We start from the raw sequence: 14,076 nt of genomic DNA, 5'->3' as shown, positions 1-14,076 counted from the left end.
ACGCTACGCGCCGACAGTTCCGTTCTGCGGGGGTATCGGGTCGCTCGCTGACGTGGTCGGTTCGCCCTCGAGCGCTGCGGCCTGATTCCATCCGAGTCGGATCTCTCCTAACAGTGGGACGCGCCACTCCGCGGTCCCGACAACCCACGACGCCTTGACGGGTTCGCTGATGGGACTCATTCCGACCTGATCGTAGCGAGCGTTGTTGTCGCCCCTGGTGATGAACCCGGCGTGAGGTGCCGGGCAGTGGGTGAGTTCGGCGCAGTCGTCGGCCGACCCGATAGCCGCAGGGTCGGCGCGGTCGTACCAGTTCTCGCCGTCCTCGACGTAGAACATCGCCCGGTGGATGATCGGCGTCGTTCGGGTGTCGCCATCGGGAGCGTAGACGATGACGTCACCGGGGCGTTCGAAGCGCACGTAACTCTTCCCTCGCTGGTAGGTCACGACGCCGTGGACGGCGTTCGGTCCGGCAAACCGTTCCTCTTCCATGACGAACACGAGGTCGCCCTTCTGGATATGGGGGTCCATGCTGGGACTTTCGATGGCGACCAGCGGCGGCCAGACGCCGCTGACCGAGAACAACAATAGACCGACCAGCAGGACGGCACCGGCGCTGCCGACGATGTCTTTCACGTAGACCAGTGCGCCGGGACTGCCGTCATCACCGATCGCCGACAAACCCTCGTCGCTGGACATTCCTATGGGGGTACTGCCAGACAGGCAATCAACGTTCCGCTGTCGAAGCTACGTCGCGCGGTTCTGCGACGGTGACTGTCCCGGTTGGGTCTGGAGACGAATCCATCCCAGACCCGGGATCCGGAGTTCCGCGGTGCCGATGACCCACTCGGCGCGGACGACGCCGCTGGTCGTCGTCGCCTGGTCGTAGGCGTCGTTGTTGTCGCCTTTCGTGATGAACCCGGCGTGGGGGGCGGGACAGTTACGCAGTTCGGCACAGTCGTCGGCCCCGCCGATGTCGTCGGGGTCGGCGCGGTCGTACCAGTTCTCGCCGTCCTCGACGTAGAACATCGCCCGATGGATGACGGCCGTCCGTCGCTCGCTCCCGTCGGGCTCGTAGATGATGACGTCGCCGGGCTGTTCGAAGCGGACGTACCCCTCGGCACTGCGAGCGGTGACGACGCCGTGCGTGGCGTTCGACCCGGCGAACCGCTCTTCGTCCATCAGAAACACCATGTCGCCGGTGTCGATGTGGGGTTCCATGCTCCCGCTCTCGATGGCGACCAGTGGCGGCCAGATGCCGCTGACCGCGAACAAGAGCGCGCCGACGAGCAACACTGCACCGATACTCGACCCGATATCGCGGACGTACACCGCCATCGGGACACGCTCGTCGTCGGCGCTCGTGTCGGCCGTCTCAGTCTCGCCCTCTCCGGCCTTGCCGGGGGGGTGCGACGTCTCGTCGACAGGGTCGTCGGGGACCATCCGTACCCCGGATTGTCAGCACCCGTGCATCAATGTTGTGACGCCCGCCGAGTGCGGGCAACCGTCTCGCGGTCACTCGCTGTTTCGCGGTCGCTCGGCTTCTCGTGTTTGCCTGCCGTTTCGGGTCCGCTATATTTTTGCCCACAGACGCGGAGTAACAGGACGTGCCGCTCTCGACGCCGGCCCGCATCGTCAGCGAACTCGCCAGTCGCGGCTACAACGCAGAACGCGAGGCCGTCACTCGGCTGGCCGACGCGCCGGACTCCACCGCCGCCCTCGAACGCGCACTGGAAACGGTGCCCGACGACGCGCTGAAGCTCACCGTCGCGCACGTCGATTCCGTCCTCGACCGCGAGGAATCGCGCGCCGACGCCACTGCGCGGCCCGGCGACGCGCCGAAGCCGAACTCGACGCCGACCGAGGGGGATGACCCCCCTGTTTCGACTGGAACCGACGCCCCACAATCGCCAGACGGTCACGATCGAACTCCACCCGAAACGGGGGGGTCACGGGACGTGGACCGCTCGAAGCGAGCCATCGAAGTCGCCAACGACATGACCGGCAACTCGACGGGCACCGGCGAGTATCAGGACTTCGTGACGGTGTTTCGCGACCGCTACGAGAAACTCGCTGGCAACCTCCGAGGCCGGGTAAACCACCGCCCGACGGACGCCATCCAGAATATGGCCGGCGGAAGCGAGGCAGCGCTCATCGGGATGGTGTCGGACATCCGCTCGACGGCCAGCGGGCACTGGCTGGTCGAACTCGAAGACACCAACGGAACCTTCCCATGTCTCGTGATGAAAGACCGGCCCATCGCCGATCTGGTCCAGCAACTCCTCTTGGACGAGGTCATCGCCGTCGACGGAACCCTGGCCGACGACGCCGGTATCCTCTTTGTCGATTCGCTTCACTTCCCCGACGTACCGCGAACCCACAAACCCTCGACTGCCGATCGCCACGTGCAGGCGGCGCTCATCTCCGACGTGCACGTCGGCAGTCAGGAGTTCATGGCAGACGCGTGGCACCGCTTCACCGACTGGTTGCACACGTCGGAGGCCGAACACGTCGAGTACCTCCTCATCGCCGGCGACATGGTCGAAGGCGTCGGCGTCTACCCCGAGCAGGATAAGGAACTCGACATCATCGACATCTACGAGCAGTACGAGGCGTTCTCGGAGTATCTCAAGGAGGTGCCCGGCGACATGGAGATTCGGATGATTCCAGGCAACCACGACGCGGTGCGACTGGCAGAACCCCAACCCGGCTTCGACGAGGAGCTGCGGGAGATCATGACCGCCCACGACGCGCAGGTCCACTCGAACCCGGCGCTGGTGACGGTGGAAGGCGTCACTATCCTCATGTACCACGGCGTTTCGCTAGACGAGGTCATCGCCGAACTCCCCGACGAGGAGGCCAACTACGACGAACCGCACAAGGCGATGTACCAACTCCTGAAAAAGCGCCACGTCGCCCCGCAGTACGGCGGCCACACCCGCCTTGCGCCGGAGGACCGCGACTACCTCGTCATGGAGGAAGTCCCCGACGTGTTTCACACGGGTCACGTCCACAAGCTCGGTTGGGGGAAGTACCACAACGTCCTCGCGCTGAACTCTGGGTGTTGGCAGGCCCAGACCGACTTCCAGAAGTCAGTCAACATCGACCCCGACGCTGGCTTCGCGCCCATCCTCGACCTGGATACGCTCGATATGACGGTCCGGAAGTTCTCCTAACCACCTTTTTCTGCGTCGGGTCGCCTTCGGCGACCGCTCCTTGAAAAACGTCCTCAGAAGTCAAAGACTTCTGATGTCGAGGCGAATCGAAGATTCGCCGACCATTGGAGAGCTTTGCTCTCCAAGAGGCTGCATCAGAGCTTCGCTCTGATGAACGTGGGCGAAAAAGGCCGAACTCGCGGCGTCGCCGCGAGTTCGGGGAAACCGCTCGCGAGGGCGAGCGGTACGTTCTGTCGTCAGCCTGCCCTTCCCCAGGTCGCGCGATGAAACGCGCTCCCGGCCCGGTATCGTCCTAACTCCCAGATACTCTCCGCTTTGCCCCCTATTTCCACTCCAACGACACTGAGGAGCGACCGCCTCGTGCATCGATCTCGGCGAGAACCCTTTTCCACGCCCCGATACAGGTCCGTCCATGTCGAGACTAAGCCGGTTGGATAGCGATCACGTCGAAACGCGGCGGCGAGTGCTCGCGCTCGCCGGTACAGGTATCGCGGCATCGCTCGCCGGGTGTGACGGGGGTTCCCAGACGGAGACGCCAACGCCGACACGCGAAGAGGTATCCGTCACGCTCACGCTCGAAAACCGGGACGACGTCGCCCGGTCCTACGAAGTCGTCGTCAATCAGGGGTCGAGCGTGACCGATAGTTTCTCGGGGACGTTGCCCGCTGGCGAGTCCATCAAGATGGTCGCGACGCTCCGGCGGGCCGACGAACAGTACGACTTCAGCATCAGCAGCGAGGGCGGCCAGCGGGGGCGAACGTGGGACCCCGCGGAATGTCCCGATTTCGTCGTCGACGCGACCATCGAGAACGGCGAACCGTCGTTCGACGCGCGGTGTCGGAGCGAAGGCGAATCGCCGTCCGCATCACCTTCCTAGTATCCGGGTGAGCGGCCCGCGTCTCCGCTAATCTATTCCTTCGGGCGCTCGTCGCATCGGTATGGATATCGTCGAGAACACGCTCGAAACCCCGTTGGACGAGTTCCTTGCTCGCCCGCTGTTCTGTTTTCTCGCTCAATCTTCGGTGGCCGGTCCACGGGTCTCTCCGCTGTGGTTCCACTGGGAGGAACAGCACGTGTGGCTCATCGCCATGGAAGACGGGCGCTCGTACCCCGACCGGGTCCGAGAGTTCCCCGACTCTGCGCTCGCTATCGTGGACTTCGACCCGAAAGCGGGAGGCGTCGAACACGTCGGGATGCGCGGGACAGCGACGCTGGAAGCGTACGACGCCGACCGAGCGGGACGGTTGCTCCGGAAGTACCTCGGTCCCGACCGAGACGACTGGGACGAGCGATTTCGCGGGCTAGGCGGCGACGGCTACGGCCTCGTGCGCTTCGAGCCCGAGACGGTGGTCGCACGCGACCAGTCCTACGCCGGGTCGCTCGACGGCTGAGTTCCGTCCTATCCGTCCCCGAGATGCCGGCAGATGTTCGCCGGTATCCCGGATTTCGGGAGCGTATCGCCGCTGCCAGCGAGACTTAAGGGGGTCCCCCGTGACAGGGCGGGTGTATGAGCGACGACGACCGCCAGTTCGAGACCGACGCACTCCACGTCGGACAGGAAACGCCGGACGCCGAGGCCCGTGCGCGCGCACCGCCCATCTATCAGACCACCTCCTACGTCTTCGAGGACGCCGAGGACGCCGCTGCGCAGTTCGCCTTAGAGAAGCCGGGACACATCTACTCACGGCTGATGAACCCCACTGTCGGGATGTTACAGGAGCGACTGGCCGCACTCGAAGGCGGGGTCGGAGCCGTCGCCACCGCCTCGGGGATGGCGTCGCTCAACCTCGCCACGTTCTTACTCGCTGACGTAGGTGACAACGTCGTCACCGCCTCCTCGCTGTACGGCGGGACCTACACCTACTACACGCACACCGCACCGCGTAACGGCGTCGAGACGCGCTTCGTCGATACGCTGGATTACGACGCCTACGAGGCGGCCATCGACGACGACACGGCCTACGTCCACTGCGAGACCATCGGTAATCCCGCGCTCGTCACCCCCGACTTCGAGCGGCTGGCCGACATCGCCCACGACCACGGCGTCCCCTTCTTCGTGGACAACACCTTCGCCACGCCGTACCTCTGTAATCCCATCGACCACGGCGCGGACCTCGTCTGGAACTCCACGACGAAGTGGATTCACGGCCACGGCACCACCGTCGGCGGCGTCCTCGTCGACGGTGGCTCGTTCCCGTGGGACGAGTACGAAGAGAAGTATCCCGAGATCGCCGGCGACAACCCCGCCTACCACGGCGTCAACTTCCAAGAGCGATTCGGCGACGCGGCCTTTACCTACGCCGCCATCGCTCGCGGGCTGCGAGATTTGGGCTGCCAGCAGTCGCCCTTCGACGCGTGGCAGACGATGCAGGGCCTCGAAACCCTCCCCGCCCGCATGGACCGTCACTGCGACAACGCGATGACTGTCGCGGAGTTCTTAGACGACCACCCCGAGGTGTCGTGGGTCACCTATCCCGGCCTGGACTCCCACGAGACCCACGAGACTGCGAGCGAGTATCTCGACGGCGGCTACGGCGGCATGATAACGTTCGGTCTCGAAGACGGCTACGACGCCGCTCGGACCACCGTCGAATCGACCGAAATCGCCTCACTTCTGGCGAACGTCGGCGACGCGAAGACGCTCGTCATCCACCCCGCTTCGACGACCCACCAGCAACTCACCGACGAGGAGAAAGCCGCTGCGGGCGTCACCGACGATATGGTGCGCCTCTCGGTGGGGACCGAGGCGGTCGAGGACATCGTCGCGGACTTAGACCAGGCCATCGGCCAGGCAACGCGGTAGGCGTCGGTCGAGCCGCGACGGCACCGGCCCACGACCGGCGGTTGACCCACCGCGCTCGGCGACTTGCTGACGGGAACCGGAACTGTTGAATTCTCGATATCTGGGAACCCTCGTCTCGCTTCAAGAGGTGTGCGGTCCAATTCTTACCTGTAGAGGGAACCAATAATGTCCACCAACACCCGGCGCCTCGACGCAGAACTGTTCGGCCGCGAAACCGACTTCGAGTACTCCGAGCACTGGATTGGCTACGCCATCCTCGCGCTCCGGGTCACGATGGGGTGGGTCCTCCTGCAAGGGGGTCTCACGAAACTCATCACGTACCTCGATGCTGACCCGGCGAACGACTGGACGGCGGCTGGCTACCTCGCTAACGCCATCCCCGAGGGCAATCCCTTCGTGGGGATGTGGGGCGCGATGGCCGGCAGCCCGCTCATCGACATGCTCGTGATGTGGGGGCTCACCCTGACGGGCATCGGCCTCATCGTCGGCGCGTTCGTCCGCTGGAACGCGTTCTGGGGTGCCGTCATGATGCTCATGTTCTGGGCGGCGAGCCTCCAGGGCGGCCTCATGGCGGGCCTTCCGATCGCTCACGGCTGGGTCGTCGACGACCACGTCGTCTACGCGGCGCTCCTGTTCGGCCTCGGCGCGATCGGCGCGGGCCGCATCCTCGGCTTGGACGCCTACCTGGAGAAACTCGACGTCGTGAAAAACAACGCGTGGCTCCGCGCGCTCCTCGGGTGAGGACCGTGCGGACCGCTCGTTCACTACCCGCGTGCCCGGCATCGGCACGCCTGAGACCGAACCGATGCCGCAATATCTGGAGGGGTTGATATGGAGCCAGCACTCACGACCATCCTCGTGGTGGTGACCAGCGCCGTCGTCCTCGTCCTCGGCAGCGTCATCACTCACCTCGCCTACCGAGCGGCCCGTCGGAGCGGGTCGCCGGTGATGCGACGGTTCGCCGCCGGGTTCGGGCTGGTCACTCTCGGTCTCCTGCTCGGCGGCAGCGTCCACCAGATGCTCGGCTGGGGGTTTCTGGATGGCGTCCTCGTTCAACGGGTGGTGACGGCGCTGGGGTTCGGCCTGCTCGTCCACTCGCTGTACGCCCACGCCGACCCCGAACCGGCGTCGAGGCCGTAGTCGCTTCGGACTACAGAATTCCTCGTTCTTCGAAGAGGTCGTGCAGTTCGCCCATCGTCGAGACGGTCACGTCACAGGACGGCTCGACGGCCGGCTTCGGCTCGAAGCCGACTGCGAGGCCCGCGACTTTCAGCATCGGGAGGTCGTTCGCGCCGTCGCCCACTGCGACGGTCTGTGCGCGGTCTTCGCCGGTGATGGCCGTCGCCACTTCGAGGGCGTCGTCTTTCGTCCCCTCGATGAGCGGCCCATCGACCTCGCCGGTGAGACGGTCATCGGTGACCGGGAGGCGGTTGGCGACGATGGCGTCGACGTCGACGCCCTCCTTCGCGAGTGCGGCCTCGACACCGCGTTCGAACCCGCCGGTGAGGATAGCAACGTAGTGGCCCGCTTCGCGCAGGGCCGCGATAACCTCGCCCGCGCCGGGGCGCAGTTCAACCTCGTCGAAGGCCGCCTGGGCCTTCTCGTCGGGCAGGTCTTCGAGCAGCGCACAGCGCTGGCGCAGGCTCTCTGCGTACGCTATCTCGTCGTTCATCGCTCGTTCGGTGATATCAGCCATGTCCTGTGCGGTACCGTTTCGTTTCCCGAGCAGGACCGTCATCTCCGAGTCCGAGAGCGTCCCATCGAAGTCGAACGCGATTAGCATTGCGCGGGGATAGCACAGCGGGGGTTTTCTATCCACCTCTTTCCGCTCGGGACGGTTCGACTGGTCGTTCGAGTCCACCTCAGTCTGCTCGTCGTTCGGCTACCGCGACGAGGACGTACAGCAGCCCGACGAGACGGGTCCCCGAATACACCCAGTCTCTCCACTTGCAGTCGGCGGCGTCAGTATATGCTAGCGCTGCGCCGTAGTCGACGTAGGCTTGCGGGGCGACCAGAGCGAGGACGCCGACGAGGCCGAGGAACCGCTTGAACGCGGAATACGAGTCGTCACTTCGCCACATAACGAATAGGATGGCGAGTCCTTCCACTCGTGCCCCGGGCGCGACCCACGACCGTAACTCGCACTCGTTCGGGTTGTCGAGTGCTATCTGTTCGGCCGCCTGGATGAGCGTTTCGGGAAACAGGAGTTCGACGACGCCGATGGCGGTGAGTCCGTTTCGGAGCATCGCTAGTTCGACGTTGGCCGTTCGAGGTGACGAACGTACCCCCGTCAGGCGGGCGTCAGTTCTCGTCGTTCTCACGGCGTATCGAACGCGCCGTCGGGGGCCGCTCCGCGTCTCTCGTCACTCACGGCTCACTTTCGCCGTTCTGCTTCGAGGGACTGCGCCTCGTGCAGTCCCTCGCTACGGCTTCGGCGGCGGCCCGTCGTACGCCTGCATGTCCTGATAGAAGTTCAGGAGCGCAAACTTGAGTTTGTCCGGGGCGACGTCGACCATCTCTTGACGTTCCTCGGGCGGGAACGTTCCCCGGACGGCGTAATCGTGCATCTCCATCCCGGCACCTTGCGTGTAGCGCGTATCCAGGAGGATGCGAGCGCCGAAGTCCTCTGGTGAACGGACGACCCGGCCGAGAGCTTGTCTGGTCTTGCGAACGGTCGGAATTTCGACGGCGTAGCGCCACCCGGCGTCCTCGGCGTCGGTGTCGTCATCGGCGAACGCGCTTCCATAGGCGTCCTGGACGGCCTCCATCCGGTCGTCGAGGTGGGGGTAAGGCACGCCGACCACGACGACGGTTCGAGCGTCGTCGCCGTCGTAGCTCACGCCTTCTCCGAGGGTACCCCACAGCGAGGTGAACAGGACGCCGTCGTCGCCGGTGGTAAAGGCCTCACGGAGGTCACGCGCCTGTGTGCCGGGTTCGTCCAGATAGCGCGTCCCGCTGACGGCGACCATGTCGTGGTACCGCTCGGCCTCGCTGTACGAGGGGCAGAACACGAGCGTATTCCCGGGTGTGAACCGGATGATGTCTTCGAGAGTGCGCGCGATGGTCCGTTGTGTCTCGGGGTTGTCCCGCTCGCTCGAAAAGAGCGCCGGCCCGTCCACAGAGTAGGTCCGGCGGCGTTCCTCGGGGAACTGCGCGCCGTAGGCCATCGTTACGGGGTCTGAGAGACCGACCACGTCCTCGGTCACGTCGAAGGGGCGCAACGTCGCGCTCATCAACACCGAGGCGTGTAAGTCGTCGAAGAGGTCGCGGGTCACTTCTTCGGGGATGCAGGTGTACAGTTCCGCGCGGCCGTAGACGTCACCGCTGCTCTCGTCGCGACGGACGCTCGCAACGGGATACTGCCCGGCGGCGTCGGACTCGGCCAGCCACTCCGAGAGGAACGTCGCCGCCTGCAGGGTCTGACACTCCTTTCGGGTGTCGAGAGTCCCGTCTTTGAACTCCTCTTCGTAGCGCGCGTCGAGGTCACGACCGAGGTCGACCGCTTTGTCGACCTCCTCGGGGAAGCCGGGGCCGGTGTACCCCTGCAGGAAGGAAAGCGTCAGGTCGTCTTTCCGGTCGTCGTTGGCGACGGTAACATCCTCCCAGTGGTCGTCTACCGCCTCTCGACCACCGAAGCCAAAACTGTCTTCGTACGTCTCGACCAGCGCGTCGCGGAACGTTTCGAGGACGTTCGCGGCGTTCGGCGCACGCGAGTCCTCGGACCCCGCCAGTTCGTCCAGCGCCTGGTCCAGCGTGTTCTCGGTGAGCGTGCGTCGGGCGTGGTCACGCGCGGCCGACTCGACGTTGTGGGCCTCGTCGAAGACGGCGACGACGTCCTCGGGGTCCCGGCCGAGCCACCGGAAGAACTGCTCGCGGATGGTCGGGTCCAGCAGGTGGTGGTAGTTACACACAACGAGGTCGACGCCGTCCATCCCCTCTTTCAGCAGTTCGTAGCCACAGAGGCCCTGCTCCTCGGCGTACTCGTAGACGTCGTCGGGCGTCCGTACGTCGTCGTAGAGCCACGCGTAGAACTCCTCGGTGTTCTCGGTGAGGTTCCGGTAGTAGTGGTCACAGACCGACCGCTCCTCGCGGAGTTCCGCCTGTTGGTCCTGAAGGTTGCGCAACTCGTCGACGACGGCGTTGCGGGCGTCCATCGCTTCGCTGCTGCCAGCCTGTCCCTCCTCCAGCAGTTCGCCCTCGCGGCGTTCGAGTTCGGCGATGTCCTCCTCGACATCGACGAGCTCGCGGGTCGTATCCCGCAGGGCCTGACACTCCTCGTAGTCCACGTCGATGTGACACATCGACCCCTTGCCGCGGAAGACGACCGCGCGGAGTCGTTCCTTCTGCGTGATGGCGCGGGCGTCCTCGACGAACTGGCGCATCTGCTGGTGGACGTTCGTCGTGATGACGACGGTCTTGCCCGTCTCGCGAGCGTGTTCGAGCGCCGGCACCAGCGACGCCAGCGTCTTGCCGGTACCACACGCCCCCTCGAAGAGAACGTCCTGTCCCTCGTCCAAGGCGTCGTAGATGGTCGACATCGCCTCTCGCTGGTGGTCGTACGGCTGGTCGTACGGGAAAAAGCGGAGGTAGCCGTCGTCGGTCGTCGCCACGGAGAGGGATTGGTCGCTCTCGGGCAAAAGGGTTCGGCCCCGGCAGCCACTTGTCGCTTCGCTCCCAGTGTGTGAGTATGTGGCGTCCGCTCCTCGTCGTCGCTGTCGTCACTCTCGCGGGCTGTTCGGGCCTGCTGGCGAGCGGCGACCCGAGCGGCGAGGAGGCGACGCTAACGCCCGCACCGGTGCCCGAACCGACGGCGACACCGGTCGAGGTGCCCCGAGAAAACGGGAGCGTCGACCTCGACAGCGTCGTCGATCGGCACGAGGCGGCCCTGGCCGAGCGGAGTTTCCACCGACACGTCGAGCGCGAAGGGCCACAGAACACGCGGGCCGTGTGGATGGACCGCGACAGCGGCGTCGTCCGCGTCCGGCAGACGTTCGGGCCGCTGACCGACGACGCTATCGTCGCCGATGGTGTCGTCTACCGGAGCGTCCGCGACGACCCGGAGCGGGACTACGTGACCGACGAGAGCGACGGGCGGATTCCTTACGTCTTCTCGGCGTCGGGCGCGCCGCGGCTCAGGCAGGTGCTTGACGCCGAAGACTACGACCGGGTGGGAACTGTCCGACGGGACGGCCGACCGCTCGCAGTCATCGCCTCGAACGATACGGACGTGCCGCTTTCCGGAGCGGATCCGGACCAAGTGGTCGCGGTGCGCTCTCGAATTTACGTGGACCGACAGGGCGTCGTCAGGCACGTCGGACACTGGGAACGACAGAAAGACGGCACCGAAATCGAACTTCGGCTGCGGGTTCGGACGGGAATCGACCGCGTGCCGATACCGTGGTGGGCCGAGGATGCGGCTATCTACGACTGAGCCGTGATTTCGGGTTCGATGTACACCTTTCGGATGTCCCCGTTCGTCGCCTGCAGTTCGTCCTCGATGGCGGTGATGGCCTCGTCTATCTCGCTCGTGTTGAGACCCTTGATGAACGCCACGTCCGCCGAAAGGATGACCTCGTTGGGACCGAAGTAGATGGTCCGGAAGTCGATTATCTTGGCGACGTGTTCGTCGTGCAGGATAACCTCACGGAGGCGCTGATTCTCGTCTTTCGGAAGGCTCTCACCGAGCAGGAGACGCTTGTTCTCCCACGCCAGCGCCAGGGCGAAGCCCATCAGCATGATACCGATGAGCACCGCCGATATCTGGTCGAAGACGGGGTTGCCGGTCTGTTGTTCCAGGAAGAGGCCGACCAAGGCGATGACGATACCGGCCAGCGCGATGGTGTCCTCGGTCAGCGCCGTCAGCGTCGTCACGTCGCTGGTCTTGCGGAACGCCTCCTTGTAGCCCGACCAGTTGTTGCGCTTCATCTGGCGTTGCATCTCCGCGCGGGCTTTCACCAGCGCGTACGTCTCGAAGGCGAACGCGCCCAGCAGGACGGTGTAGTTGACCATGAGTGGGTCCAGCCACGCCGGGGGCTGGAAACTGAAGAAGAGGAACTCGACGGCCTCGCCGGCGTGCCCGCCGCCGTGTCCGCCACTCGCAGTGAGTTCGCTGTAGCCGTGCTTGAGGCTCTCCCAGCCGGCGATGCCGAACAGGAACACGGAGACCAGAAAGCTGTAGAAGAACTGTGCCTTCCCGTAGCCGAAGGGATGTGTCCGGTCTGGGTCCCGGCCGCTGTAGCGGATGCCGATAAGCAGGAACACCTGATTGCCGGTGTCGGAGATGCTGTGGTACGTCTCCGAGAGCATCGCGGCGCTCCCGGTCAGCAGGAAGCCGAAGAACTTCAGGATGGCGATGGCTCCGTTGGCGACGAGAGCGGCGAGGACGACTGATTTACTGCCTGCCATTACTCACACCTCACGAGGCGGGCGGAAAGTGGTTCTGGATTTACGTCCGCGGGATGAAGGGGAGGTATGCTCACCGTTATCTCCGACACGCACGGTACCGACGGCCACCGCTTGGAAGGCGAGACGCTCGCGGCCGTCCGCGAGGCCGACCGCGTCGTTCACGCTGGCGATTTCACGACCGAAGTCGTCCTCGACGCCGTCGAATCGGAAGCGGCGGCCCTGACCGCGGTGTACGGCAACAACGACACGCGAGCGGTCCGCGGTCGGCTCACCGACGTCGCCACGCTGTCGTGGGCGGAACTGACGGTTCTCGTCGCCCACGGCCACGAACACACCGAGACGGCGCTGGGAATGCTCGCCCGTCAGGAAGACGCCGACGTAGTGGTCGTCGGTCACTCACACCGACCCGAGATCGCCGAACTCGACGGTCGGTTGCTCGTCAACCCGGGGAGCTATGCCGACCCGCGGCGGTACGAACCGGCACACGCAGAACTCGATGTCGAGGACGGCCGTCTCAGCGTGCGACTGCGTTCGCCCGAGGGGACGATCATCTCCTCGGTCACGCGAAAGCGGTGAGGGGCCGGCGGCCGCGAAGGGCACACCAGCCACGTCGTCGTCGAAGCCGAATGCCAGTAGATGTCAGTGTGACCCGTGACGCGCCGAGTGGGTCGGCACGCGTGTGAACGTACTGCACGGCAAATAAAGGACTTACCGGAGAGTGAAACGGGCGTTTGACACTCTACTGGCGCGCGTACCAGATCGCGCCAAGCGCGAAGAGGACGAACGCGCCGCCGGCGAAGAAGGCGAGACCGGGCGGTAACCCGGCGACGGCGTCGGCACCGCCCTGTGAGGCGGCGTCGACGGCATACGGCGTCGTCCCGCCGTCGGCGACGGTCCCGTTCTCGATGTAGAAGCTCGGGTTGGCCCCGCCTGTATCTCCGCTGCCGCTCTGAACCGTCGGCCCGAAGAAGGTGCCGAGGCCCTTGCCGAACAGTTGTTGGACGAAGAGCGCCGCCAGTCCGACGACGGCGAGACCGCCGAGCAGATTCGAGATTGCCGCCCGGAGTCCGGAGGTCTCCTGTTCGTCGCCTGCGCAGATAACCAATGGTTGGTTGGCGGGCGCGAAGACGTCCATCTCGCGGCCCTTCTCGGAGTAGGCCGTATCGACGACTTCGACGGCACCGGCCTTTTCGAGCTTTTTCAGGTGGTACTGTGCGTTCTGGAGGGAAGTATCGACACGGTCTGCTAACTCCGCTGGCGGTGCCGGTTCGCGGTTGAGCGCCGCCAGGAGGTTACGAGCGGTCTCCGATGAGAGCGCCGACAAGACGTCGTCCGCGTCCTCGCTATCGACCCCGATGACTCGAGGTTCTGCGTCGGGCACTGCCGGGTCCCGAGAGGGCAGCAACGACATAGACTATGGTATGTTCTATCCCGTTATGAGTCTTCCCCAATGTACGACGCTCACTAGGCCTATCGCTCAAAGGCTCATTTTACTCTTCGAAATCGACCGACTCAGCCGTTTTATCGGAGGTGGCGAAACCTCTTTGTCGGCGCGTCGTCAACCGACCCCTATGGACTGGCTCACCTACGGTATCCTCGCCGCAGTGCTCGCGTTCTTCTTTTTCATGTATCTAATGCTGCGCCGAACCTTCCTCGGGTTCCGAGAGGGCCTCGAAAATAGCAAGGAGAAGTAGC

16 protein-coding genes are annotated in these 14,076 nt (G+C 64.9%); 9 read left to right on the top strand and 7 right to left on the bottom strand.

Annotated elements, in window-relative coordinates:
* Window positions 1-3: 3 nt before the first annotated feature.
* Window positions 4-696, bottom strand: a complete 693-nt coding sequence (locus E4S61_RS08400) for a S26 family signal peptidase (RefSeq protein WP_135303489.1) — start codon at window positions 694-696, stop codon at window positions 4-6.
* Between the two features lie 48 nt (window positions 697-744).
* Window positions 745-1,440, bottom strand: coding sequence for a S24/S26 family peptidase (locus E4S61_RS08395; RefSeq protein WP_209309464.1), 696 nt, complete (start codon window positions 1,438-1,440; stop codon window positions 745-747).
* Window positions 1,441-1,604: 164 nt separating this feature from the next.
* Here E4S61_RS08395 and E4S61_RS08390 point away from each other — a divergent pair, with 164 nt between their 5' ends.
* The 6 genes from E4S61_RS08390 (at window position 1,605) to E4S61_RS08365 (ending at window position 7,116) form a co-directional block, all read left to right on the top strand.
* Window positions 1,605-3,173: a DNA-directed DNA polymerase II small subunit gene (locus E4S61_RS08390; RefSeq protein WP_135303488.1), complete on the top strand. Its 1,569-nt coding sequence runs from the start codon at window positions 1,605-1,607 to the stop codon at window positions 3,171-3,173.
* Between the two features lie 412 nt (window positions 3,174-3,585).
* Window positions 3,586-4,050: a hypothetical protein gene (locus E4S61_RS08385; RefSeq protein ID WP_135303487.1), complete on the top strand. Its 465-nt coding sequence runs from the start codon at window positions 3,586-3,588 to the stop codon at window positions 4,048-4,050.
* A 61-nt stretch (window positions 4,051-4,111) separates the two neighbouring features.
* Window positions 4,112-4,564: a pyridoxamine 5'-phosphate oxidase family protein gene (locus tag E4S61_RS08380; protein WP_135303486.1), complete on the top strand. Its 453-nt coding sequence runs from the start codon at window positions 4,112-4,114 to the stop codon at window positions 4,562-4,564.
* A 116-nt stretch (window positions 4,565-4,680) separates the two neighbouring features.
* On the top strand, window positions 4,681-5,976 hold the full coding sequence (locus E4S61_RS08375) for an O-acetylhomoserine aminocarboxypropyltransferase/cysteine synthase family protein (protein WP_135303485.1): 1,296 nt from the start codon (window positions 4,681-4,683) through the stop codon (window positions 5,974-5,976).
* A 165-nt stretch (window positions 5,977-6,141) separates the two neighbouring features.
* Window positions 6,142-6,717: a DoxX family protein gene (locus E4S61_RS08370; protein WP_135303484.1), complete on the top strand. Its 576-nt coding sequence runs from the start codon at window positions 6,142-6,144 to the stop codon at window positions 6,715-6,717.
* A gap of 90 nt (window positions 6,718-6,807) precedes the next feature.
* A complete protein-coding gene (locus E4S61_RS08365; RefSeq protein WP_135303483.1) occupies window positions 6,808-7,116 on the top strand; it encodes a DUF7521 family protein in 309 nt (102 codons plus the stop codon).
* A gap of 10 nt (window positions 7,117-7,126) precedes the next feature.
* Here E4S61_RS08365 and serB read toward each other — a convergent pair whose 3' ends face one another.
* The 3 genes from serB to E4S61_RS08350 form a co-directional block, all read right to left on the bottom strand.
* A complete protein-coding gene (gene serB, locus E4S61_RS08360) occupies window positions 7,127-7,759 on the bottom strand; it encodes a phosphoserine phosphatase SerB (RefSeq protein ID WP_135303482.1) in 633 nt (210 codons plus the stop codon).
* A gap of 79 nt (window positions 7,760-7,838) precedes the next feature.
* Window positions 7,839-8,222 carry a hypothetical protein gene (locus E4S61_RS08355; protein ID WP_135303481.1) on the bottom strand — a complete coding sequence of 128 codons (384 nt, stop codon included), beginning with the start codon at window positions 8,220-8,222 and terminating at the stop codon, window positions 7,839-7,841.
* A 177-nt stretch (window positions 8,223-8,399) separates the two neighbouring features.
* Entirely contained in the window at window positions 8,400-10,586 is a 2,187-nt protein-coding gene (locus E4S61_RS08350; protein WP_135303480.1) for an ATP-dependent DNA helicase, read from the bottom strand.
* Window positions 10,587-10,663: 77 nt separating this feature from the next.
* On the opposite strand from E4S61_RS08350, the gene E4S61_RS08345 reads away from it, so the two are divergent.
* Window positions 10,664-11,407, top strand: coding sequence for a hypothetical protein (locus E4S61_RS08345; RefSeq protein WP_135303479.1), 744 nt, complete (start codon window positions 10,664-10,666; stop codon window positions 11,405-11,407).
* On the opposite strand, the gene E4S61_RS08340 is transcribed toward E4S61_RS08345, so the two are convergent.
* Complete coding sequence (locus tag E4S61_RS08340) at window positions 11,398-12,381, bottom strand: cation diffusion facilitator family transporter (RefSeq protein ID WP_135303478.1); 984 nt, start codon at window positions 12,379-12,381, stop codon at window positions 11,398-11,400. The genes E4S61_RS08345 and E4S61_RS08340 overlap by 10 nt on opposite strands.
* A 66-nt stretch (window positions 12,382-12,447) precedes the next feature.
* On the opposite strand from E4S61_RS08340, the gene E4S61_RS08335 reads away from it, so the two are divergent.
* Window positions 12,448-12,957, top strand: a complete 510-nt coding sequence (locus E4S61_RS08335) for a metallophosphoesterase (protein ID WP_135303477.1) — start codon at window positions 12,448-12,450, stop codon at window positions 12,955-12,957.
* Between the two features lie 163 nt (window positions 12,958-13,120).
* Here E4S61_RS08335 and E4S61_RS08330 read toward each other — a convergent pair whose 3' ends face one another.
* Window positions 13,121-13,792 (bottom strand): ArsR/SmtB family transcription factor, encoded by a 672-nt coding sequence (locus E4S61_RS08330; protein WP_135303476.1) that lies wholly within the window; start codon window positions 13,790-13,792, stop codon window positions 13,121-13,123.
* A 160-nt stretch (window positions 13,793-13,952) separates the two neighbouring features.
* Between E4S61_RS08330 and E4S61_RS26500 the strand changes: the two genes are divergently transcribed.
* Complete coding sequence (locus E4S61_RS26500) at window positions 13,953-14,075, top strand: DUF7859 family protein (RefSeq protein ID WP_280663801.1); 123 nt, start codon at window positions 13,953-13,955, stop codon at window positions 14,073-14,075.
* Window position 14,076: the final 1 nt, after the last annotated feature.

The sequence above is a fragment of the Haloarcula amylovorans genome (assembly GCF_004681185.1).
GTDB classification, from domain to species: domain Archaea; phylum Halobacteriota; class Halobacteria; order Halobacteriales; family Haloarculaceae; genus Haloarcula; species Haloarcula amylovorans.
The sequence above is the reverse complement of the archived record's forward strand: the minus strand, read 5'-3'. Positions and strand labels throughout refer to the sequence as shown.

Bases quoted from the DNA above. Each gene is read 5' to 3' on its own strand.
- E4S61_RS08370 (WP_135303484.1), top strand. From the start codon at position 6,142: ATGTCCACCAACACCCGGCGCCTCGACGCAGAACTGTTCGGCCGCGAA.
- E4S61_RS08335 (WP_135303477.1), top strand. From the start codon at position 12,448: ATGCTCACCGTTATCTCCGACACGCACGGTACCGACGGCCACCGCTTG.
- E4S61_RS26500 (WP_280663801.1), top strand. From the start codon at position 13,953: ATGGACTGGCTCACCTACGGTATCCTCGCCGCAGTGCTCGCGTTCTTC.
- E4S61_RS08375 (WP_135303485.1), top strand. From the start codon at position 4,681: ATGAGCGACGACGACCGCCAGTTCGAGACCGACGCACTCCACGTCGGA.
- E4S61_RS08400 (WP_135303489.1), bottom strand. From the start codon at position 696: ATGTCCAGCGACGAGGGTTTGTCGGCGATCGGTGATGACGGCAGTCCC.
- E4S61_RS08380 (WP_135303486.1), top strand. From the start codon at position 4,112: ATGGATATCGTCGAGAACACGCTCGAAACCCCGTTGGACGAGTTCCTT.
- E4S61_RS08385 (WP_135303487.1), top strand. From the start codon at position 3,586: ATGTCGAGACTAAGCCGGTTGGATAGCGATCACGTCGAAACGCGGCGG.
- E4S61_RS08365 (WP_135303483.1), top strand. From the start codon at position 6,808: ATGGAGCCAGCACTCACGACCATCCTCGTGGTGGTGACCAGCGCCGTC.
- E4S61_RS08395 (WP_209309464.1), bottom strand. From the start codon at position 1,440: ATGGTCCCCGACGACCCTGTCGACGAGACGTCGCACCCCCCCGGCAAG.
- serB (WP_135303482.1), bottom strand. From the start codon at position 7,759: ATGCTAATCGCGTTCGACTTCGATGGGACGCTCTCGGACTCGGAGATG.
- E4S61_RS08355 (WP_135303481.1), bottom strand. From the start codon at position 8,222: ATGCTCCGAAACGGACTCACCGCCATCGGCGTCGTCGAACTCCTGTTT.
- E4S61_RS08340 (WP_135303478.1), bottom strand. From the start codon at position 12,381: ATGGCAGGCAGTAAATCAGTCGTCCTCGCCGCTCTCGTCGCCAACGGA.
- E4S61_RS08330 (WP_135303476.1), bottom strand. From the start codon at position 13,792: ATGTCGTTGCTGCCCTCTCGGGACCCGGCAGTGCCCGACGCAGAACCT.
- E4S61_RS08345 (WP_135303479.1), top strand. From the start codon at position 10,664: ATGTGGCGTCCGCTCCTCGTCGTCGCTGTCGTCACTCTCGCGGGCTGT.